General features: G+C 33.4%; 21 protein-coding genes and 1 riboswitch. Of the genes, 17 read left to right on the top strand and 4 right to left on the bottom strand.

The window, feature by feature from the left end:
- Positions 1-274: 274 nt before the first annotated feature.
- From V5J73_RS07540 to V5J73_RS07530, 3 genes are read left to right on the top strand one after another with little or no spacing between them, the layout of a single operon-like run.
- A complete protein-coding gene (locus V5J73_RS07540) occupies positions 275-1,153 on the top strand; it encodes an alpha/beta hydrolase (protein ID WP_338644643.1) in 879 nt (292 codons plus the stop codon).
- A gap of 49 nt (positions 1,154-1,202) precedes the next feature.
- Complete coding sequence (locus V5J73_RS07535) at positions 1,203-1,742, top strand: GNAT family N-acetyltransferase (protein ID WP_338644641.1); 540 nt, start codon at positions 1,203-1,205, stop codon at positions 1,740-1,742.
- A gap of 31 nt (positions 1,743-1,773) precedes the next feature.
- A complete protein-coding gene (locus tag V5J73_RS07530) occupies positions 1,774-2,253 on the top strand; it encodes a GyrI-like domain-containing protein (protein WP_338644639.1) in 480 nt (159 codons plus the stop codon).
- Between the two features lie 114 nt (positions 2,254-2,367).
- Here the strand turns inward: V5J73_RS07530 and V5J73_RS07525 are convergent, their stop codons facing one another.
- Genes V5J73_RS07525 through V5J73_RS07510 form a run of 4 tightly spaced genes read right to left on the bottom strand, consistent with a single transcriptional unit; the run spans position 2,368 to position 8,581 of the window.
- Entirely contained in the window at positions 2,368-3,768 is a 1,401-nt protein-coding gene (locus V5J73_RS07525) for an efflux transporter outer membrane subunit (RefSeq protein WP_338644637.1), read from the bottom strand.
- Between the two features lie 5 nt (positions 3,769-3,773).
- Complete coding sequence (locus tag V5J73_RS07520) at positions 3,774-6,926, bottom strand: efflux RND transporter permease subunit (RefSeq protein WP_338644635.1); 3,153 nt, start codon at positions 6,924-6,926, stop codon at positions 3,774-3,776.
- A gap of 24 nt (positions 6,927-6,950) precedes the next feature.
- Positions 6,951-8,057, bottom strand: a complete 1,107-nt coding sequence (locus V5J73_RS07515; protein WP_338644634.1) for an efflux RND transporter periplasmic adaptor subunit — start codon at positions 8,055-8,057, stop codon at positions 6,951-6,953.
- Between the two features lie 23 nt (positions 8,058-8,080).
- Positions 8,081-8,581 carry a GbsR/MarR family transcriptional regulator gene (locus V5J73_RS07510; RefSeq protein ID WP_338644632.1) on the bottom strand — a complete coding sequence of 167 codons (501 nt, stop codon included), beginning with the start codon at positions 8,579-8,581 and terminating at the stop codon, positions 8,081-8,083.
- Positions 8,582-8,815: 234 nt separating this feature from the next.
- Between V5J73_RS07510 and V5J73_RS07505 the strand changes: the two genes are divergently transcribed.
- From V5J73_RS07505 to V5J73_RS07440, 14 genes are all read left to right on the top strand, one after another.
- Positions 8,816-9,610, top strand: coding sequence for a 3-keto-disaccharide hydrolase (locus tag V5J73_RS07505; protein ID WP_338644630.1), 795 nt, complete (start codon positions 8,816-8,818; stop codon positions 9,608-9,610).
- Between the two features lie 123 nt (positions 9,611-9,733).
- Positions 9,734-10,963: an HD domain-containing protein gene (locus tag V5J73_RS07500; RefSeq protein ID WP_338644628.1), complete on the top strand. Its 1,230-nt coding sequence runs from the start codon at positions 9,734-9,736 to the stop codon at positions 10,961-10,963.
- 40 nt (positions 10,964-11,003) lie between these two features.
- A complete protein-coding gene (gene lpxD / locus V5J73_RS07495; RefSeq protein WP_338644626.1) occupies positions 11,004-12,047 on the top strand; it encodes a UDP-3-O-(3-hydroxymyristoyl)glucosamine N-acyltransferase in 1,044 nt (347 codons plus the stop codon).
- Entirely contained in the window at positions 12,040-13,428 is a 1,389-nt protein-coding gene (locus tag V5J73_RS07490) for a bifunctional UDP-3-O-[3-hydroxymyristoyl] N-acetylglucosamine deacetylase/3-hydroxyacyl-ACP dehydratase (RefSeq protein WP_338644624.1), read from the top strand. The genes lpxD and V5J73_RS07490 overlap by 8 nt, the downstream gene beginning before the upstream one ends.
- 70 nt (positions 13,429-13,498) lie before the next feature.
- On the top strand, positions 13,499-14,284 hold the full coding sequence (lpxA, locus tag V5J73_RS07485) for an acyl-ACP--UDP-N-acetylglucosamine O-acyltransferase (protein WP_338644622.1): 786 nt from the start codon (positions 13,499-13,501) through the stop codon (positions 14,282-14,284).
- A gap of 93 nt (positions 14,285-14,377) precedes the next feature.
- Positions 14,378-14,944, top strand: a complete 567-nt coding sequence (gene efp, locus V5J73_RS07480; RefSeq protein WP_338644620.1) for an elongation factor P — start codon at positions 14,378-14,380, stop codon at positions 14,942-14,944.
- 95 nt (positions 14,945-15,039) lie between these two features.
- On the top strand, positions 15,040-15,969 hold the full coding sequence (locus tag V5J73_RS07475; RefSeq protein WP_338644619.1) for a UDP-3-O-(3-hydroxymyristoyl)glucosamine N-acyltransferase: 930 nt from the start codon (positions 15,040-15,042) through the stop codon (positions 15,967-15,969).
- A 1-nt stretch (position 15,970) separates the two neighbouring features.
- A complete protein-coding gene (locus tag V5J73_RS07470; protein WP_338644618.1) occupies positions 15,971-16,333 on the top strand; it encodes a nuclear transport factor 2 family protein in 363 nt (120 codons plus the stop codon).
- 94 nt (positions 16,334-16,427) lie between these two features.
- Positions 16,428-17,300, top strand: coding sequence for a succinate--CoA ligase subunit alpha (gene sucD / locus V5J73_RS07465; protein WP_338644616.1), 873 nt, complete (start codon positions 16,428-16,430; stop codon positions 17,298-17,300).
- A gap of 218 nt (positions 17,301-17,518) precedes the next feature.
- Positions 17,519-17,941, top strand: a complete 423-nt coding sequence (locus tag V5J73_RS07460) for a hypothetical protein (protein ID WP_121342069.1) — start codon at positions 17,519-17,521, stop codon at positions 17,939-17,941.
- Between the two features lie 123 nt (positions 17,942-18,064).
- Positions 18,065-18,161, top strand: a riboswitch (SAM-I-IV-variant riboswitch).
- Between the two features lie 54 nt (positions 18,162-18,215).
- Entirely contained in the window at positions 18,216-19,538 is a 1,323-nt protein-coding gene (locus V5J73_RS07455) for a Na+/H+ antiporter NhaC family protein (protein WP_338644614.1), read from the top strand.
- Positions 19,539-19,720: 182 nt separating this feature from the next.
- Entirely contained in the window at positions 19,721-20,467 is a 747-nt protein-coding gene (fabG, locus tag V5J73_RS07450) for a 3-oxoacyl-[acyl-carrier-protein] reductase (RefSeq protein ID WP_113665733.1), read from the top strand.
- A gap of 101 nt (positions 20,468-20,568) precedes the next feature.
- The gene (locus V5J73_RS07445) at positions 20,569-22,596 is read left to right on the top strand and encodes a hypothetical protein (RefSeq protein ID WP_338644612.1); all 2,028 of its coding nucleotides are present in this window, start codon (positions 20,569-20,571) and stop codon (positions 22,594-22,596) included.
- 14 nt (positions 22,597-22,610) lie between these two features.
- The gene (locus tag V5J73_RS07440) at positions 22,611-23,507 is read left to right on the top strand and encodes a LysR substrate-binding domain-containing protein (RefSeq protein ID WP_338644610.1); all 897 of its coding nucleotides are present in this window, start codon (positions 22,611-22,613) and stop codon (positions 23,505-23,507) included.
- Positions 23,508-23,579 lie beyond the last annotated feature (72 nt).

Below are 23,579 nucleotides of genomic sequence, written 5' to 3'. Positions count from 1 at the left end.
GAAAAACTTCATATGAATTTACTTGGCTATCGCTCGTTCATTTTATCATTTTAATTTTAACTATTGCTTATTACTCAAATGATTTTTATAAACAATTTATAAAACATCCAGAATATTTTTAAAACTGAAGCCAGAAACTAAAATCAACAGAACTCAAAACATTAATATCTAAAGGCTAGCGTCCCGCTACCGACCACAAACGAAATTGATTAGAATAATAAAAAAATGAACAATATAGAAGAATGTCACACACATTCATTTTTAAAAATATTCGATGAAAAACAAAATGATGAAACCAATATTGATTTTAATACTGCTCTTTTTTACAGTAGCTTCTAATTCGCAAAATAACAATCCAAAAGAGAATAGTAAACCTTTTGTTCTGGGAAGCATCGAAGAAATACATTCAAAAGTATTATTCGAAAAAAGAATATTAAACATTTATTTACCGGAAGGATATCAACAAAATGATACCATCACTTATCCTGTAATCTATTTACTGGATGGTTCCGCTGACGAAGACTTTATTCACGTTGTTGGGCTTTTTCAATTTAACAGTTTTTCATGGATCAATAGAGTTCCAAAATCAATTGTTGTGGGAATTGCAAATGTGGATCGCAAAAGAGATTTTACATATCAAACCACCATCGAAGCGGACCAAAAAAGATATACAAGTGCTGGGAAATCGGCAAATTTTATTTCATTTTTAGAAAAGGAATTACAACCGTATATTGAAAAGAAATACAAAACAAACAATTCAAAAACCATTATTGGACAATCATTAGGCGGACTTTTGGCTACTGAAATTTTACTTCAGAAACCCAATTTATTCAATAAATACATCATCATAAGTCCTAGTTTGTGGTGGGATAATGGCTCTTTGTTGCGTCAAAATTCAGTTATTTATCAAGAAAACTTTAATAAAAAAATAGATATTTACATAGGAGTTGGAAAAGAAGGACTTGCACCAAGTGAGATTCCGCATGTCATGGAAGTAGATGCAAATCTATTAACAGAAAAATTAAAAAGCACAAAATCTAAAACGATAACAGTAAATTTTGACTATTTGCCACAGGAAGACCACGCCACGATAACACATCAAGCTATTTTTAACGCTTTGAGAATTTTGTATCCGATGAGCACGGAAAAGTAAAAGATACTTTTATAATTGGACTGACTGTATTAATTTTAAAAAACAAAAAATGAACATCGAAATTCTCAAAACAGAACGATTGATTTTACGACCAATTACTGTAATGGATTTGGATTATATTCACGAATTGCATTCTTTGAAAGAAACAGATGAATTCAATGCTTTAGGAATTCCGGCAACTATCGAAGAAACAAAACAGCTTTTAGAAAAGTGGATTTCTGAAAACAATAGAGAACTTACGACCCATTTTACTTTTGCGGTTGAATTAATTACCGGAAACCAAACTATAGGATTAATTGGAATCAATTTGGGCAAAGTGAAATATAAAAATGCCGAAGTTTGGTTTAAATTCCACAAAGACCATTGGAACAAAGGCTACGCTACAGAATCTTTAAAAGAAATACTCCGTTTTGGTTTCAATGAACTGAATCTGCATCGGATTGAAGCGGGTTGTGCTATTGGGAATGTTGGTTCCATACATGTTTTAGAAAAAACAGGAATGACCAGAGAAGCTCACACCCGAAAATTATTGCCGTTATCATCTGGCTGGTCCGATAATTACGGTTATGCTATTTTATCAACTGATTAGTCATTTGTTCAATCTAAAAAAGCAACATTATATGAATCCCAGAATTGAAACACTATCGGAGAAAAAATTAATTGGCAAACGAATAACACTTTCGTTATCCAATAATAAAACGGCAGAACTTTGGAAAAATTTTATGCCAAGACGAATGGAAATTCAAAATAGTATTGGAACCGAATTGTATTCCATGCAAAAATATGATGCGTCCTATTTTAAAGCTTTTAATCCCAATACTGAATTCGAAAAATGGGCCGCCATTGCTGTAGCGGATTTCGATGAAATTCCAGAAGGTATGGAACCAATTATTTTGGCTGGAGGATTGTACGCAGTTTTTATTCATAAAGGAGATGTGACGACTGCTTCAAAAACATTTGAGTATATTTTCGGAACTTGGTTGCCCAACTCAGAATATGTTCTGGATGATAGAATGCATTTTGAATTATTAGGAGAAAAATACAAGAATAACGATCCAGATTCCGAAGAGGAAATTTGGATTCCAATCCAACTGAAATAATTTTCGAAATTAATTATCAAAAAGATAAATGTATAAAAGACAAAACCACTGCCGGTACAAAAAGCAGTGGTTTTGAACAAACAGGAATCAATAATCATTAATTATGTAATCTCACTATTTCCAACCGCCTCCAAGCGCTTTGTACAATTGAATAATAGCTTTATATTGTTGAAATTTATTGTCAATCAAATTTAATTCGGCATTTAAAGCGTTATCTTTTACAGTTAAAACTTCAAGGTAATTTGCTAATCCGTAGGTTAATAATTCATCTGAATATTCCGTAGCTTTATTTAAAGAAGCCACTTGTTTTTCACGCACTTGTAACTTGTAAGTTTCATTGTTGTAAATAGCTAATGCATCTGAAACTTCTTTTCCTGCATTTAACAACGATTGTTCAAATTGAAGATATGCTTTTTGCTGATTGGCTTTTGCAATTTCAAACCTAGTTTTTATTTGACGTTGGTTAAAAATAGGCTGAGTCAAACCAGTAATTACGTTAGCAAAAATAGAATTTGCACTAAACCATTCTTTCAAGTCAATACTTTGAAGTCCGCCAGTTGCCGTCAATTTTAAGGTTGGATAAAAATTGCTTTTCGCAACATTGGTTTGCTCAAAATTAGAGATTAAATTGAATTCAGCAGCAATAACATCAGGTCTGTTTCGTAACAAGTTTGCAGGAGCTCCTAGTGTTATCACAGGAGGAATGGATTGTTGTTCAAAAGTACCTCGCTCTCTTGTATCTGAATTTTGCCCTAATAAAATACTCAACGTATTCTCTAAAATTATGGTATTATTTTTTAAATCAGCAATGATAATTTCAGTTGCAAATTTCTGTGCTTCGGTTTGCTTTACACCAACCTCTGTTACATTTCCTGCTTTCTTTAAGGCAATAATGGTTTCAACACTTTGATTTCGGTTAATCAAAGTTTTTTCGGATAATTTAATCTGTGCATCAATAGCCATTAATTGATAATAAGTAGTAGCAATGTTGGCAATTAACTGTGTTTTTACCGCTTGATTCGCCGCTGTTGTTTGCAAAAAAGTAGCATTTACTGCACGTTTATTGCTTCTAATTTTTCCCCAGATATCTGCTTCCCAAGAAACACTTCCCGTTAACTGGTATTGATCTGTGCTTCGATCTCTCAGCAAAGCTCCAAATTGACTGTTTCTAGATAATTCTTGATGAGTCCAATCGGCAGAAGCCGAAACAGTTGGAAAGTATCCCGCTTTGCCTTGTTTCATGCTAGCTTCTGCAGCAACAATATTTTGAATAGCAATCTTAATATCTAAGTTGTTCTCAAGTCCTTTTTGAATGTATTGCTGCAAAATAGGATCGGTAAAAACATTCTTCCAAGCTATATCAGCATATGAAACTGTATCAGCAGCTACTACTTGATTGCGGTATAAATTTTCTGTTTTTAATTCGGGTCTTTTGTAGTCCTTTGCTACAAAACAGGATTGTACAGTCAGCGCAATGCCCAGCAGAAATATAATTTTATATGTTTTATTTTTCATTTTTTTTAGTCTAAAATTGTAGAATCTGTTTCGGATGTAGCGCTAGGAATTGGCTTGCTACTGATTTTTTCTTGTAGAGTTTGGAAAATGATAAACAGTACAGGAATTACAAATACTCCTAATAAAGTTCCTATTAACATACCTCCAATTGCACCTGTACCAATGGCTTTATTACCAACAGCTCCAGCTCCTTGCGCCAACATCAACGGCAATAAACCAAAGATAAAGGCAAACGATGTCATCAAAATTGGACGCAATCTAGCAACAGCCCCTTGAATAGCAGCCTCGGAAATGGATAAACCTTTACTTCTCGCTTCGATTGAAAATTCAATAATCAAGATGGCATTTTTAGCCAATAATCCAATCAACATAATGAGCGTAATTTGAAGGTAAATGTTATCACTAACATTAAACAAAAAGGCAAATAAATAAGCTCCAGCTAAACCAATTGGTAATGAAATTAATACTGCAAATGGCAACATATAACTTTCATATTGAGCAGCCAATAAAAAATAAACAAAAACTAAGCACAACATGAAAATATACAAGGTTTGTCCGCCAGCGCTGATTTCCTCACGAGTCATCCCTGAATATTCATAGCCATATCCTACAGGTAAACTTTGACTGGCTACTTCCTCAATTGCTTTAATGGCATCTCCTGAACTGTATCCATCTTTTGGCGCACCAGTAACTTTTACAGAAGTAAATAAATTGAAACGATCGATGGCTTGAGGTCCAAAGGTTTTCTCTAAAGTAATAAACTGAGAAATTGGCGCCATTTGTCCCGTATTATTTCGCACTAAAACTTTATTCAACGATTCAGGATCACTTCTAAAAGAGGGATCTGATTGATAAACAACTCGGTATTGTTTTCCGAATTTATTGAAATTAGAAGCGTAAACTCCTCCGTAGTACCCTTGTAAAGTTCCTAAAACATCAGTAACAGTTAAGCCTGATTTTTTTATTGCAGGAACATTCAAATCAATACGATACTGCGGATAATTTGGTGAAAAAGATGTCGTAGCATACTTAATTTCAGGGCGACTATTTAACGCTGCTAAAAAGGCATTGTTTACTTCGCTTAATTCTTGAATTGTGCCACCTTTTTGATCTTGTAATTGTAATTCGAAACCATTGGTAAAACCGAATCCTACTAATGTTGGACGCGCAAAATAAAGCACTTTAGCATCTTTTACAGCGGCAGTTCGTTTAAATAATTCTTGTACGATGGCATTAATTTCTTGATTGGCTGCTTTTCGTTCGGCCCAAGGTTTTAATTTTACGATTACCATTCCGTAATTACTTCCTGTTCCACTAATCAAACTTCGACCAGAAATACGTAAAACACCTTTTATTTCAGGAATATCTTTTACTTTATTTTCGATTTGAAGCAGTACTTTTTCAGTATTTTCTAATGAAGTTCCTGGTGGTAAAGATACATCTGAAAGAATTGCTCCCGTATCTTCACCTGGTACAAATGCTTTTGGAGTTACATTCAATAACAAAACAAAAAGTCCAGCAAACAATGCAATTCCTGCTACTGCTACCCATTTTCTTTTGATGAAAAAAGAAACTGATTTTTTGTATTTATTTGTAGTAGATTCGAATCCGACATTAAAAGCAGTATAAAAACGTTGCATGAATCCTTGTTTTTTCTGGTCATCATGTTGTTTTAGAAAAATAGCACATAATGCTGGCGAAAGCGTTAATGCATTTATAGCAGATAAAACGATGGCAACGGCCAAAGTCAAACCAAATTGCTTGTAGAAAACACCCGCAGAACCACTGATAAATGAGACTGGAATAAATACCGCCGACATCACTAAAGTAATAGAAATAATGGCGCTACTAATGTCGCCCATAGCACTATGAGTCGCTTTTTTAGGATCGTGCTCTCCAGCTTCCATCTTGGCATGAACGGCTTCAACGACGACAATGGCGTCATCCACGACAATACCTACGGCAAGTACCAAAGCAAATAAGGTCAATAAGTTGATAGTAAAACCAAACAAACTTAGGAAGAAGAAGGTTCCTACAATAGCTACTGGGACCGAAATTGCTGGAATCAAAGTCGATCTCCAATCTTGTAAAAAGATAAATACGACGATGAATACTAAGATAAAAGCTTCGATTAAGGTATGAATTACTTTGGTAATTGACTCATCTAAGAAATCATTCGCATTAATCAAAGTGGTATAATTTACTCCTTTGGGGAAATTAACTGAACTTTGTTCCAGAACTTGAAGTGAGCCTTCGATAACCTCTTGTGCATTAGAACCCGCCGTTTGTGCCACTGCAATAGCTACAGATTGATTTCCATTTGTCAGGGTGTTACTCGCATAATTTACGGCGCCTAATTCAATTTTAGCAACATCACCCAATTTCAAAACTTCACCATTGGTGGTAGAACGCACTACGATATCCTCAAATTCTTGGGCGTTTTGTAAACGTCCTTTGTATTTTAGGGTATATTGAAAGGATTGTTTGCTGCTTTCGCCCAACTGTCCTGGTGCTGCTTCAATATTTTGTTCGGCTAACAAGGCAGTAATATCTGAGGGAACTAAACCATAAGCGCCCATTACATCAGGCTTTAGCCAAATACGCATCGAATAATCTTTTTGTCCAAAAATCATCGCTTCACCAACTCCAGCAACCCTTTTTATTTTAGGTAAGATGTTTATGTTGGCATAATTTTGTAAAAAAGTCATGTCATATTCTGGATTTTCACTGTATAAAGAGAAAATCAGGATGTTATCACTTTGTCTTTTCGATGTGGTTACTCCAGCTCTTGTTACCTCTTGTGGCAATAAAGGTGTTGCTCTCGAAACTCTATTTTGAACGTTTACAGCTGCCAAATCAGGATTAGTTCCCAACTTAAAGTAAATGCTAATAGAGGCTGAACCATCATTATTAGAGGTAGAAGTCATGTAGGTCATATCTTCCACACCATTAATTTGTTCCTCCAGTGGAATTACCACTGAGTTCATTACCACCTCGGCACTTGCTCCTTGGTAATTGGCACTAACTGTAACGGTAGGCGGAGCAATTTCAGGGTATTGCGATACTGGAAGCGAAATTAAGCCCAAAACGCCCAGAATCACTATGATAATAGAAATCACAGTTGACAATACTGGTCTGTCAATAAATTTTGAAAACATATGTTTTGATTTTTAAAAAGTCAATTATTTTTTAGCAGGGTTGATGATTGTATTAAAATCAACTACTTCAGGTATGATTAAAGTTCCTTCGGTTACAATTCCAACGCCTTCAATTAGCATTTTATCGTTTGGATTTAAGCCACTATCGACCACAAAAAATTGCCCTCCCGGAACTGCTCTTACTGTAATTGGAACAGCTTTAACTTTACTGTCTTTATCTACAATTAAGGCAATGCGTTTGTCTTGCATTTCTAAAGTTGCATTTTGCGGAATAATGATTACATCTTGTAAATTGGTAGGAATTTGGATTAACCCACTTTCGCCTGAGCGTAATAATCGGTTGGTATTAGGAAAACTAGCTCTTACGTTAAATGAACCTGTTTGTGCATTGGCTTGACCACTAAAAGTTTCTATTTTTCCTTTTTGTTCGTAGACAATTCCGTTACTTAAAACCAAATTTACTTTTGGCATTTTGTTGATTTTCTCTTGAAATGTTTTGCCTTCAGCGTTCATCATAACATCCAATTGTTGTTTTTCATTCACTGAAAAATAGGCATAAATAGTACTAACATCAGAAATGCGAGTTAACGGCTCTGGGGTTTGACTGCTTACATAACTCCCTAAACGCAAAGGTAAGGAGCCTACAATTCCGTTTACAGGGCTTTTAATCGTCGCATAATCAATACGTGCGAGTATACCTTGATAAATACTTTTTGCATTGGCTAAATTGGCCTTAGCTGTTTCAAGTTGTACATCACTAATAATATTACGATCCACAAGAGGTTTTAAGCGACTTACTTCGACCTGAGCAGCTGTTACTTTTGCTTTTGCAGCAGCTGCATCCTGATTAGCGGTTTGTGTTTCAAGTTTAAAAAGTAGTTGTCCTTTTTTTATTTCTTGTCCTTCTTGTACATAAATTTTTTCGATGTAGCCATCTACTTTGGCACGGATATCAATATCTGTAATTCCTTCTAAACTGGTTGGATATTCAGCCAAAAGGGTAGTGCTACTAGTTCCTATTTGAACTACTTTATAGGTAGGTGTTGGTGGTGCGACTTGTTCTGTTTCTTTTTTACAGGAAAAAAAACTGATGGATATTAAAAGGGCACTAACTATATATCTCTTTTTCATTTGTGAATATTTACTAAAATTGATTAATTACTATTTTTACCATTATTGATTTCTATTTTCTTGAATTTGTCAATTGTTTTCATCAAAAGTTCTTCTACTTCACCCACATGAATTTTATAAGCTTTTACATTTTCCATATTACATCGTTCCTCTGCACAGGAAACAGTTTGTTCCCTATAATTAATTAATTTATCTATAATGGTTTTTTCAAAATCAAGTATTTTGATATAATTTTTTAATCGTTCACTAAATGGCGAAGGCTTAAAATATTTTTTTCGATCACCGCATAAAGTGTAATAATGTATTTTTTCCATTTTCAGAAGTAGATTTAAGTTGGTAGAAATCGAGCTTTTACTTGCTCCCATTTTTTCTACTATCTCTTCAAATGTCAATCCAGTCTTGCAACCATCTATTATTAGTAATCCAATAATTCTGGCTCCTAATGGCGGTAAATTGTATAATAATTCAAAATGAATTCCGAACATCTCAATAAGTTCATCTCTCTCTTTTTGTATTGAGTCCATATTTTTTTTTTGCAAAAATAAAGTTAGTTCGTAATTTACCGAACTAAACGAACTTAAATTTATGTTAATTATTTTAACAAGCTGTTTCTGCTTCAATTTTTACGAAAATCTAAAGTTTATGAACGAATTCGTTATATTTGGATTAATTGTTAGTTCGTGAAAAAAAAATGCTTAATATTGAAAAGAGAACAATTAACCAATAATTATACTTTATTAAACCAAATGAATTTAACTATGAAATCTAAAAAAATTAAAAATTCTCTTTTAACTATTACCCTGTTTTCTGCAACAATAGCAATGGCACAACACAAATTTGTAAACACTCCGCCAGAGGTTTCGCCTATGCCAATGAAACCCGAAATGACAGAAATTTGGGAACCAGCAGTAAAAGTAATCACGCCTGCTAAAATCCTAGGAAATGCACCTTCTGATGCAATTATTTTATTTGATGGTAAAAACTTAGAGCAATGGGTTAGTCAAAAAGACGTTACAAAACCTGCAGCTTGGAAAATTGTAGATAAAGATTATATGGAAGTGGTTCCAGGTTCAGGAGCTATACAAACTAAGATGGCTTTTGGTGATTGTCAGTTGCATTTAGAGTGGAGTGCTCCAGATGAAGTACTTGATGGTGGACAAGCCAGAGGAAATAGCGGCGTGTTTTTTCAAAATCGCTACGAACTTCAAATTTTAGATTCATACAATAATAGGACTTATGCTAACGGACAAGCAGGAAGTATCTATAAAGATCATCCACCATTAGTAAATGCTGTGAAAACACCATTAGAGTGGAATGCTTATGACGTGATTTATACCGCACCGCGATTTAAAGCAGATGGTAGAATTGATGCCCCAGCGCGAATTACCGTGTTTTTAAATGGTGTTTTAGTACAAAACAATTCAACCATAAACGGCTTAACGCTTTATATTGGCTTACATAATTATCCTTCTTCGCATGGTGAGGATGTTATTTCACTTCAAGATCATGATTCTAAAAATCAATTTAGAAATATTTGGATTAGAAAACTATAAAAAAAATACACAACGGAGCGCTTCAAACGCTCCGTTTTTTTTACTCTAAATCACAATTAGGAACGCTTCTGTTTTTGAAATCTAATTTACTTATATTTGTTGACCTTAAAAACAAACTTAATAGTGAGTCAAATCAATAAGCTAAAAATATTTAATGATCCCATTTATGGGTTTATTACCATTCCAAATGCCTTAATCTACGATTTAGTTCAGCATCCTTATTTTCAGCGTTTGCGTCGAATATCTCAAATGGGATTGTCGTATCTAGTATATCCGGGAGCAAATCATACCCGTTTTCATCATGCTTTAGGCTGTATGCATTTGATGCAAAAAGCAGTCGATGTATTGCGTTTCAAAGGAGTTTCAATATCTCCCGAAGAAGAAAATGCGCTGTATATTGCTATTTTATTGCACGATATAGGACATGGGCCTTTTTCACATGCTATGGAAAAAAGCATTGTTGAAGATGTACATCACGAAGAAATTTCACTATTATTTATGAACCAATTGAATCTGGAATTTGACGGACAGTTAAGTTTGGCTATTCAGGTTTTTAAAGGCGAATACAATAGGAAATTTATGCTACAGTTGATTTCGAGTCAATTGGATATGGATCGAATGGATTATTTGAAACGCGACAGTTTTTACTCGGGAGTAGCTGAAGGGAACGTCAACTCAGAACGACTAATCCAAATGATGAATGTTGTAGACGATTATTTGGTCATTGAAGAAAAAGGAATTTATTCAGTCGAAAAGTTTTTGATGTCCAGACGTTTGATGTATTGGCAGGCGTATCTGCACAAAACAAGTTTGGTAGCAGAGTTAATTTTGATGAAAATCTTAAAACGAGCCAAAGAATTAACATTAAAAGGAGTACAGCTTCCTTGTAGTGAGCCGTTATTGTTTTTCATACAAAAAAAAGTTACGATTGATACTTTTGATGCTGAAACCTTAGATTTATTTGCTCAATTAGATGATTTTGATATTATTGGAGCTTTAAAAGCTTGGCAAAAACAGGATGATTTTATATTGTCGTCTTTGAGTAAAATGATAGTAAACCGAGATTTATTAAAAATAAAATTAACGAGCGAAAAAGTAGCGATTGAAGAATTACAACCGCTAAAAGAACGTTTTGCATTAGAAAATAATATTTCATTAGTTGAAACCAATTATTTTATATTTAAAGGCAAAATAAAAAATCAAGCATATAGCAAAGAAGCAGAACCAATACGAATTTTGAAAAAAGACAGCACAATTGAGGACGTTATAGAATCTTCTGACCAGCTGAATTTAAAATCGTTATCTAAATTGGTGACTAAATATTATATCTGTTTCCCAAAACAACTGCTATAAAAAGGTCATTTAAAATCTATTTTTTTATATTTTTGTCGCAATGAAATTTACAGCAGAGCAAATAGCAGGGATATTAGAAGGAGAAGTTGTAGGGAATCCAATGGTGGAAGTTTTTAGATTGTCAAAAATCGAAGAAGGCACCGAGGGATCACTTACTTTTTTATCAAATCCTAAATATCTTAATTATATATATTCTACAAAAGCCTCAGTAACAATTGTTAATGAGACTTTTGTGGCTGAATCACCTTTGACAACTACATTAATAAAAGTGCAAGATGCTTATGCAGCATTTTCTAAATTATTAGAGTTTTATAATCAGGTAAAATTGAATAAAAGTGGAATAGAACAGCCTTCTTTCCTGTCAGAAAATGCAAAATATGGAGATAATTTATATCTTGGTAGTTTTAGTTATGTAGGCCAAAATGTAGTTTTAGGTAAAAATGTAAAAATATATCCCAACTGCTTCGTAGGAGATAATGTAGTAATTGGGGATAATGTTATATTATTCGCTGGTGCAAAAATTTATTCGGAGACCTTAATTGGGAACAATTGTACGATTCATTCTGGCGCAATCATAGGTGCTGATGGTTTTGGCTTTGCACCCAATCCAGATGGAACGTATACTAAAATTCCGCAAATAGGAAATGTAATAATAGAAGATAATGTTGATATCGGTTCTTGTACAACAATAGATAGAGCTACAATGGGCTCAACGATTATTAGAAAAGGAGTAAAGCTTGACAATCAAATTCAAATTGCTCATAATGTTGAGATAGGAGAGAATACAGTAATTGCCGCTCAAACAGGAGTTGCTGGCTCCACAAAAATTGGCAAAAGCGGTATGATTGGTGGCCAAGTTGGAATTTCAGGACATTTAAACATTGGTAATAATGTTCGAATTCAAGCACAATCGGGTGTTGGAAGGAATATAAAAGACGATGAAATCTTGCAAGGAAGCCCTACATTTGGATACAATGATTTTAGTAAATCCTATGTTCATTTCAAGAATTTACCTAAGATTGTTGCAGAAATAGAAGAATTAAAAAAACAAATATTAAACCAAAAAAATGGAAACAATGGTTAAACAGAAGACCATCAAAACAGAAATTTCGCTAACTGGAGTTGGATTACACACAGGAAAAGAAGTAAAAATGACTTTTAAACCTGCTCCAGTCAATAATGGTTTTACTTTTGTACGAATAGATCTCGAAGGACAACCTATTATTGAAGCGGATGCAAATTATGTTGTAAACACGCAAAGAGGAACTAATTTAGAGAAACTGGGAGTTAAAATTCAAACACCTGAGCATGTTTTAGCAGCATTAATTGGTTGTGATCTAGATAATGTAATCATAGAATTAAATGCTTCTGAGCTTCCAATTATGGATGGCTCTTCAAAATATTTTGTGGAGGCACTTGAAAAAGCTGAAATTGAAGAACAGAATGCTAAAAGAAATATTTATGTAGTAAAAGAAGTTATTTCTTTTATAGATGAAGCATCTGGAAGTGAAATATTAGTAATGCCAAACGAGCAATATTCCGTTACAGCAATGGTAGATTTTGGTACAAAAATACTGGGAACTCAAAATGCTACGATGAAAAGTATTTCAGATTTTAAAACGGAAATATCAGAGTCAAGAACCTTTAGTTTTTTACATGAATTAGAATCATTATTGGAAAATGGTTTAATCAAAGGGGGCGATTTAAATAATGCCATTGTTTATGTAGATAAAGAAATTTCAGCAGCAACGATGGAGAATTTAAAAGTTGCTTTTGGAAAAGATGAAATTACAGTTAAGCCAAACGGTATTTTAGATAATCTTACTTTGCATTACCCAAATGAAGCGGCAAGACATAAATTACTGGATGTAGTAGGTGATTTAGCATTAATTGGAACCCGAATTCAAGGAAAAGTAATAGCCAATAAACCTGGGCATTTTGTAAACACACAGTTTGCTAAAAAAATGGCTAAAATCATAAAAATAGAACAAAGAAATTATGTTCCTGTTTATGATTTACACCAAGAACCTTTAATGGATATTCATAAAATTATGGCTGTTCTTCCCCATAGACCACCATTTTTATTGATTGACAGAATTATTGAAATGTCTGAAACTCATGTTGTGGGTATGAAAAATGTTACCATGAATGAGAATTTCTTTGTAGGACATTTTCCTGAAGCTCCAGTTATGCCAGGCGTTTTAATTGTAGAGGCTATGGCTCAAACAGGAGGGATACTTGTATTAAGTACGGTTCCGGATCCTGAAAATTATTTGACTTATTTTATGAAGATAGATAATGTTAAATTCAAACATAAAGTATTACCGGGTGATACCTTGATTTTTAAGTGTGATTTAATTACACCTATCAGAAGAGGAATTTGTCACATGCAAGCAAATGCTTACGCAAATGGGAAATTAGTTGCTGAAGCAGAATTAATGGCGCAAATTGCAAAAAAACAATAATTTTTTTGTTGATTTGGTTAATCGTTTATTCGGTTAATCGATTAAACAGTTAAACGATTAAATAAAGAATATGAATCAACCATTAGCCTATGTTCATCCTGGTGCCAAAATCGCCAAAAATGTTGTTATTGAGCCCTTTACAACCATTCACAATAATGTAGTTATTGGAGATGGAACTTGGATTGGTTCAAATGTCACCATAATGGAGGGCGCAAGAATTGGAAAAAATTGTAATATATTCCCAGGTGCAGTTATTTCGGCGGTCCCACAGGATTTAAAATTTGGTGGAGAAGATTCTTTAGCAATAATAGGAGACAATTGCACGATTAGAGAATGTGTAACTATCAATAGAGGAACAATAGCCTCTGGGCAAACTACTTTAGGTAATAATTGTTTAGTAATGGCAACTGCACATATTGCACACGATTGCCACATTGGCGATAATGCAATTATTGTAAACGGAGTCGCTTTGGCTGGTCACGTTACTGTAGGTAAATTTGCAGTTATCGGTGGCTTGGCAGCAGTTCATCAATTTATTCACATAGGAGATCACGCGATGATTTCTGGTGGATCATTGGTAAGGAAAGATGTTCCGCCATTTACGAAAGCAGCAAAAGAACCTTTATCATATGTTGGGATTAATTCCGTGGGATTAAGAAGACGCGGTTTTACAACTGAAAAAATAAGAGAAATTCAAGATATTTACAGAATTCTCTATCAAAAAAATTACAACACAACTCAAGCTTTAGGTATTATTGAAGCCGAGATGGAAGCAACACCTGAAAGAGATGAAATCATTGATTTTATTCGAAATTCATCACGTGGAGTAATGAAAGGTTATTCTGGAAATTATTAAAAATAAATAGGTTATGTTTGTTTGCTACATCGTTTAATCGATAGAAAAAATAAACGAATCAACAAATAAACGAATCAACAAATAAATAAAAAAATGGCATCTACATCAGATATTAAAAACGGATTGTGTATTAAATATAACAACGATATTTACAAAATCATTGAATTTCTTCATGTAAAACCAGGAAAAGGACCTGCTTTTGTAAGAACTAAATTGAGAAGTTTAACAAATGGGAAAGTATTAGACAATACCTTTTCAGCTGGACATAAAATAGATGAAGTTAGAGTAGAAAACCATAAATTTCAGTTTTTATATCCAGAAGGTGATCAATTTCATTTTATGAATACTGAAACTTTTGAACAAATTACTTTGAACAAAAACATTTTAGACTCACCAGATTTATTGAAAGAAGGAGAAAATGTAATGGTAAGTATCAATACAGAAACTGATTTACCTCTTTCTGTAGATATGCCAGCATCTGTTATACTTGAAGTGACTTATGCTGAACCAGGAATTAAAGGAAATACAGCTACAAATGCAACCAAATCAGCAACTGTTGAAACTGGTGCAACTGTAAATGTTCCTTTGTTTATTAATGAAGGAGATAAAATTAAAATCGATACTGCATCAGGTTCTTACATGGAACGTGTTAAAGAATAGTTTTTATAGAGTTTCAGTTTTCAGTCTTAACAGACAGTTTGTGTCACTAAAGATTGAAAGCTGAAACTGAAAACTGAGACTAAAAACTATTAAAAATGAAATTCCAAAAAGTTTATACTTTACAAGAAATTGCAAATATCATCGGCTGTGAGTATGTTGGTGATACAGATTTTCCAGTTACTGGAATGAATGAAATACATGTTGTTGAGTCAGGAGATATAGTTTTTGTTGACCATCCCAAGTACTATGAAAAAGCATTAAACTCAGCCGCAACTATTGTTTTAATCAATAAAAATGTAGCTTGTCCGGATGGAAAAGCGTTGTTGATTTCTGAAGATCCTTTTAGAGATTTTAATAAATTGACAAACTATTTCAAGCCATTTCAAGTCTCTAATGTTTCAATAGCTACTTCAGCTTATATAGGTGAAGGAACTGTAATACAGCCCAATACCTTTGTAGGAAATCATGTTGTTATTGGGAAGAATTGTTTGATTCATTCTAATGTTTCCATTTATGATTATACCGTAATTGGAGATAATGTAATCATTCATGCAGGAACTATTTTAGGCGCAGATGCGTTTTATTATAAAAAACGTACTGAGGGTTACGATCAGTTGCTTTCTGGCGGCAGAGTGGTTATCAAAGATAATGTGGGTATAGGAGCGCTTTGTACTATTGATAAAGGCGTTACTGGCGATACAACCATTGGCGAAGGCACAAAAATTGACAATCAAGTACATGTAGGTCACGATACTGTTATTGGAAAAAAATGTTTAATTGCTTCACAAACCGGAATCGCAGGTTGTGTGATTATTGAAGATGAAGTGACTATTTGGGGACAAGTAGGAACAACCAGTGGTATAACGATAGGAGCAAAGGCAGTTATTCTAGGACAAACAGGAGTAACAAAATCCGTTGAAGGAGGAAAGTCTTATTTTGGTACTCCAATTGAAGAATCAAGAGAGAAATTAAAACAACTGGCAAATATCAAGAAGATACCAGAAATTCTTAATAAACTAAAGTAATATGTCTGCTAAAGAAATCGTTCAGAAATTTTACAAATCAGATGCCCTTATAGATAGCGAAGTCCTAAAAGATTTTTTGCATCCTGAAGTTATCGTTGAGTGGAATAGTAGTAAAGGATTGGTTCAATTGGACTACAATTCTCTATTAAGTCTGTCCAATGATTTAAGTAAAGCCTATGTTCGTTCAAAGGTAAGGATTAGTCATATTGTAAGTGAAAATGATACTATTTCGCTACGATATTCACATTTTGTGAAAACGATTGAGAACCCCAGAGAAGAAATGTTATTGGCCCATTTTATGGTTATTTGGCAAATAAAAGATAATAAACTATTTCGAGGGTATCAAATGAGTCAATTATCATAATTTAGTATCAAAAAACTGAATACTGAATACAGATTACTGATTACTATTTTATACTTTTGCATAACAATTTTAAAAACTACATAAAAAATATATCATGAGTGTTTTAGTTAATAAAGATTCCAAAATAATTGTTCAAGGTTTTACAGGAAGCGAAGGAACTTTCCATGCTTCTCAAATGATTGAGTACGGTACTAACGTTGTTGGTGGTGTAACTCCAGGAAAAGGTGGAACTTCGCACTTAGACCGACCAGTTTTCAATACTGTAAAAGATGCTGTAGAACAAGCAGGTGCTGATACAACTATCATTTTTGTACCGCCGGCTTTTGCTGCAGATGCAATTATGGAAGCTGCTGATGCTGGAATCAAAGTAATTATTGCAATTACTGAAGGAATTCCTGTTGCTGACATGATAAAAGCAAATAGTTATGTTAAAGAAAGAAATGCAAGATTAATAGGTCCAAACTGCCCTGGAATTATTACTCCGGGTGAAGCTAAAGTTGGTATTATGCCAGGATTTGTTTTTAAGAAAGGAACTGTTGGTATTGTTTCTAAATCTGGAACATTAACGTATGAAGCTGCTGACCAAGTTGTAAAACAAGGATTAGGAATCACTACTGCAATTGGTATTGGTGGAGACCCAATCATTGGAACTACTACAAAAGAAGCGGTTGAATTATTGATGAATGACCCAGAAACAGAATGTATCGTAATGATAGGTGAAATTGGTGGACAATTAGAAGCTGATGCTGCTCATTGGATCAAAGCTGATGGTAACCGTAAACCAGTTGTAGGTTTCATCGCAGGAGTTACCGCTCCAGCAGGACGTACAATGGGACATGCTGGTGCAATCGTTGGTGGATCTGATGATACTGCTGAAGCTAAAAAACAAATCATGAGAGAATGTGGAATTCACGTAGTAGATTCTCCAGCTGAAATTGGTAAAAAAGTAAAAGAAGTTTTAGGTTAATCTAAACTCTTATTAAATATTTCTAGAAGCCTCACAATTTGTGGGGCTTTTTTATTATTAATTGAATTAAAGAAATATCTTTGCACTTTATTAAATATTTCTGTTTTTACAGATTCAATTGTAATAAGAACAAACATAAACGAATGGTTTTCTAATGGGCCTCACGATTTTGTGGGGTATTTTTTTGTCGAAGCCAGTTCAAATAAAAATAAAATAATATGTACAAAGAGTTAAAAAAATTCAAAGTTAGCAATCAGTTTTCATTTACTACAGAAGATAGTTTAGCAGAAGTTTGCAATGCATCAGAAGGATCTGGAGTATTTTTAGTGTATTCAGTAGGAGATGAAAAAGAGTTAATTATGGTTGGTTCTACTGGAACTGTTCAAAATAACGGAACTTTGAAAATTAAAAATGGTGGACTTAAAGATAAAATTGTAGAAGGCCACCAATTTGCAAAAACTGGAAGAAAATATTCTTGGCCTGCACAAATGAAAATTGAAGATATCAGCACACTAGAGGTAGTTTGGTATGAGACATTCAATGATAAGACAAAAGTGATTCCTACATTTGTAGAAGGACAAGTTTTACAAAACTTCCTTGACGAAAATGGAAGATTACCAAAATGGAATGTAGCTTTCTAAAAGTTAACGACTGTTTTTCAGAATTTTATATTTAAGCGCTACATTTTTATGTGGCGCTTTTTTTGTTTTATTATTTTTTTGAGTGAAATTCAAAATATTTCATAAATAATTAATTACTTTTGCACCCGTTATCACGAATCCTTCAATAGGATAGCAACCTGCAACAACAAGCAAGGTGCTAAAACGATAAGCCAAATCCTTTGGAAAAAATGTTGTTTACATTCCCATATTTAGCTTCGTTTTTCGTCATAATTTTTAATTTAAAATTATTTTTATGACTTTATTTTCTAAAGAAAAAGGAAATGCCTTTGCCTTGATTCCTTTATTTGTTTTTATTTTTACTTTTTTGGGAGCGGGAATTATTTTGAATGATTTTTATGCTTTCCCATCTCCAGTAGCTGTTTTAGTTGGTATAATCGCCGCTTTTTTATTATTCAAATCCTCAACTGAGGATAAAGTTGAAACGTTAATCGCAGGTTGTGGCGAAAGTAAAATCATGACCATGTGTTTAATTTACTTGCTAGCGGGAGCGTTCGCAGTGGTAAGTAAAGCGATGGGCGGAGTTGACGCTGTGGTGAACCTTGGGATAAATACGATTGACGTTGCTTACTTTCCGTTAGGTATTTTCTTGATTGCCTCTTTTTTATCAACTGCTACAGGAACTTCAGTAGGTGCAATTGTAGCGATTGGTCCAATAGCTGTCGCTTTAGCTGATAAAAGTGGTGCTTCATTACCGCTTATATCTGGCGCTTTATTAGGTGGTTCTATGCTTGGTGACAATCTTTCCATGATTTCTGATACTACTATTGCAGCAACGCAATCATTAGGGTGTGATCTAAAAGACAAGTTCAAAATTAACTTGTTCATTGCCTTCCCTGCTGCAGTTTTTACTATTTTGGTTTTCTTTTATCTTGGTTTAAACTCTGATATTGTGACTGTTGCCATTGCAAAAAATGATTTTTCATGGATAGCAATTGTACCTTACATTTTAGTAATCGTATTAGCGGTTGTGGGTGTTAATGTATTTTCAACATTGCTTATTGGTACTTTATTAGCAGGTATTATTGGATATTTTAGTGGTTCATTTACGCTAATGGAGTTTACGCAAAAGATATATGAAGGCTTTACTAGTATGACTGATATTTTCTTGTTGTCTATGCTTACCGGAGGTTTAGCTGCCATGGTAGATAAAGCGGGCGGAATAACGTATTTATTAGTTCAGATTAAAAAAAGAATTAAAAGTAAAAAATCAGCTCAAGCGGGAATTGGCGCTATAGTAGGTTTTGCTAATTTAGCGATAGCGAATAATACGGTTTCTATTGTAATTACAGGGCCAATTGCTAAAGAAATTAACGATGAGTACGAATTAAATCCTAAAAAAACGGCTGCAATTCTGGATATTTTCTCGTGTATAATTCAAGGGATTTTACCTTATGGTGCTCAAGTATTGCTTATATTGAGCTACGCTAATGGGAAATTAGATTTCTTTGACTTAATTAGTAATGCATGGTATCATCTATTTCTACTAGTTTTTACATTAGTAGCTATTTACAGTTCGTTTTGGGATAAATGGACAAAGCGTTTCTTTAAAATTTAAGAGTTGAATTTTGACTGTTATTGCTTTTGAATTTTTTTTAAAAAGGGAATTATTATATATTTGACGAGTGTAAGATAGCCCTGATAGTAGTGAAAATCCTTTTATGTAAGCGATAGCGTTCATAAAAGATTGAAGCGGATAGCAGGAATAGCTCCAAATAAAATTTAAACTAATTTTTGAATATGAAATTACTAGAAGGAAAAGTTGCCATAATTACTGGTGCGAGTCGAGGAATTGGAAAAGGAATTGCTGAAGTTTTTGCAAAACATGGTGCAAATGTAGCCTTTACATATAGTTCATCAGTAGAATCTGCTTTGGCTCTTGAAAATGAATTGAATGCTCTTGGAATTAAAGCCAAAGGGTACCAATCGAATGCTGCGGATTTTAATGAAGCGCAAACTCTTGTAGATGCGGTTTTGGCTGAATTTGGAACGGTTGACATTTTAATCAATAACGCCGGAATTACCAAAGACAACCTTTTGATGCGTATGTCAGAAGGTGATTTTGATCAAGTAATTGATGTTAACTTAAAGTCGGTTTTTAATATGACTAAAGCCATTCAACGTACGTTTTTGAAGCAACGTTCTGGTTCAATTATCAATATGAGTTCTGTTGTGGGAGTAAAAGGAAATGCTGGACAAACGAATTATGCTGCTTCTAAAGCGGGAGTTATTGGTTTTTCTAAATCAGTAGCATTGGAATTAGGATCTCGTAACATTCGTTGTAATGTAATTGCTCCAGGATTTATAGAAACGGAAATGACGGCTAAATTAAACGAAGATGTTGTAAAAGGATGGAGAGACGGAATTCCGTTGAAACGCGGCGGAACGACTGAAGATGTTGCCAATGCATGTCTTTTCTTTGCCTCGGACATGAGCGCGTATGTAACCGGACAGGTTATGAATGTTTGTGGAGGAATGCTTACTTAAAATTCAATTAAAAGATTGTAAAATTCAAAGATTTAAAGATTTCTGAACTAAATAATTATTTTTTTAATCATTAAATCCTTCAATCATTTAATAAAGAATAAATGACAACAAATACGCTACTATTATTACTTCTTTCATTACTAATAGCTGGTGGTTTGTCGTATTTTCAATATATCTACAAAGCCAAAAACAAATCGAAAGTCGGTTGGTTTTTGGCTTTTTTGCGTTTCTTATCCATTTTTGGACTTTTATTGTTGTTGATTAATCCAATAGTAACTAAAAATACGCTTGAAACGGTAAAAACGCCTTTGCCCATTGTTGTTGATAATTCGAGTTCTATTTCTTTTTTGAATGCCAATGAAAAAGCATTAGAATTGTATAAAAAAATACAATCTAACTCTGATTTACAAGAGAAATTTGATGTGCAATCGTATCAGTTTTCCGATGACTTTGAACTTACAGAAGCTTTTGATTTTAAAGGAACTCAAACTAATATAGATGTTGTTGCCAAAAATCTAAAAAGCATTTATAAAAACAGAACATATCCAACGGTTTTGATTACAGATGGAAATCAAACTTCGGGTAATGATTATGTCTACAGTTTTGATGCTGTAAATAAAGTATATCCTGTGATTGTAGGCGATACAACGACTTTTTTAGATTTCAAAATCAATCAACTGAATGTTAATAAATATGCTTTTCATAAGAATAAATTTCCTGTCGAAGCTTTTTTAAAGTATTCAGGAACTAAAAGTGTAACAGCTGATTTTGTTATTTCGCAAGGTAATTCGGTATTCAGTAAACAATCAATTACTTTTTCTCCATTTAAGAAAACAGCAACTGTAAACATACTTTTACCGGCTGATAAAATAGGATTACAGGTTTTTAAAGCTACAATATCATCAAAAGAAAAAGAAAAAAACACGTATAATAACACTAAGAATTTTGCGGTTGAAGTCATTGACCAAAAAACAAATATTGCTATTATTTCAGCTATAAGTCATCCTGATTTAGGCGCAATGAAAAGAGCAGTTGAATCGAATGTACAGCGTAAAGTAACGATCGTTAAACCAAATGAAATCAAATCATTGCAAGATTATAATGTTTTGATTTTATACCAACCAACAACCGAGTTTAAAACTATTTTTGAGAGTAATAGAGCTGCCGGAATCAATACGTTTATCATAACAGGAAACAACACCGATTTTAATTTTCTGAATCAGCAGCAGGATAATTTGAACTTTAAAATGAGCGGACAAAAAGAAGATTATTTGTCGGTTTTTAATGAGCAGTTTAATTTATTTGCAGCTGACAATATCGGCTTTGAAAATTTACCGCCTTTGCAAAATGCTTTTGGAACCGTAACTGCAAAAGGTGCGGTGTCTGTTTTGCTATCGTCCAAAATCAGAGCTATAAATACCAATTCACCTTTGTTGGCTTTTGCCGAAAATCAGGGGAAACGAGCCGCTTATCTTTTAGGAGAAAACAGTTGGAAATGGCGTTTGCAAACCCATGTCAACAATCAATCTTTTGAAAAATATGATGTTTTCATCGATAAGATTATTCAATTTCTGGCTTCTAATAATTCTAAAAAATCACTGGTGGTGGAACATGAAAGTTTTTATAATTCAGGTGAAGCCATTGAAATAACCGCTCAATTTTTTAATAAAAATTATGAGTTTGATGAAAAAGCCCGTTTGACAATTGCGGTGACCAATACTAAAACGAAGCAAACTAAAAATTACGATTTACTAAAAGGAAATAATTCCTATAAAGTCAATCTTGACGGATTGAAAGCGGGTTCTTATGCGTTTACAGTAAAAGAATTAAATTCTAAAACGACTTATTCCAGTAGTTTTGAAATTCTTGATTTTGATATCGAAAAGCAATTTGTAAATCCAGATGTCGAAAAATTGACGCAATTAGCCACACAAACACAAGGAAAAGCTTTTTTTTCGGACCAAGTTGATGTGTTGATTAAAACGCTTTTGGAAAATGACGAATACAAAGCGATAGAGAAGAACATTGTTACTAAAACTCCTTTGATAGATTGGATTTGGTTATTGGTTTTAATTTCATTTTTGTTGGCAACGGAATGGTTTGTTCGAAAATACAACGGATTACTCTAATACAATTAAATAACATGGATTTTAGACTGAAAGTATTTTATACCGTTGCAAATCGTTTGAGTTTTACAAAAGCAGCAACCGAATTATTCATTACGCAACCTGCGATTTCCAAACATATTCAAGAGTTAGAAGAGCAATATAAAATCAAATTGTTTGACAGGAATGGTTCTAAAATCGCATTGACAACTGCCGGTGAAGTATTATTAAAACACACCAAAAATATTTTCGAACTATATAGAGAAATTGATTTTGATATGAGCACGCTTATTAATCAACGTTCTGGTTTGTTGCGATTAGGCGCCAGTACAACGATTTCTCAGTATATAATTCCGCCACTTTTAGCTCGTTTCCATCAAAAATTACAAGATGTAAAAGTGAGTTTACTCAATGGAAACACCGAGCAAATAGAAAATGCTTTACTAAACCAGGAAATTGAAATAGGAATTGTTGAAGGGCAATCAAAAAATAAATCCATTAAATATACCGAGTTTTTAAAAGATGAATTGGTTCTAGTTTGTAAGAGTTCCAATCCGTTAGTAAGTTTTGATGAAGTGACTCAGGAAGATCTTAAAAACATGCATTTTTTAATGAGGGAACAGGGTTCTGGAACACTTGAAGTTATTGAACATGCATTAAAACCATTTGAAATTAAACTATCAGAACTACAAATTGAAATGCAATTAGGAAGTACTGAAAGCATAAAATCCTATTTGATAAACTCTGACTGCGTGGCTTTTATATCCATTCATGCGATAAAAAAAGAACTTCAAAACAATGAATTGGCTATATTAGATATTAAAGACTTAGTTATTGAACGTTTCTTTTACGTCATTACGTTACAAGGAAAAACTGATTCTTTATCGGATTTGTTTATCCAGAATATTTCTAATCATTATAATTTAAAGTTATAGCAGATTATAATTTGCGATTGGCATAAATAGATTTATCAGCTGACCTTTGTACTGTACTAATTCAACAACTTT

The sequence above is a fragment of the Flavobacterium sp. KS-LB2 genome (assembly GCF_036895565.1).
Lineage (GTDB): Bacteria > Bacteroidota > Bacteroidia > Flavobacteriales > Flavobacteriaceae > Flavobacterium.
The sequence above is the reverse complement of the archived record's forward strand: the minus strand, read 5'-3'. Positions and strand labels throughout refer to the sequence as shown.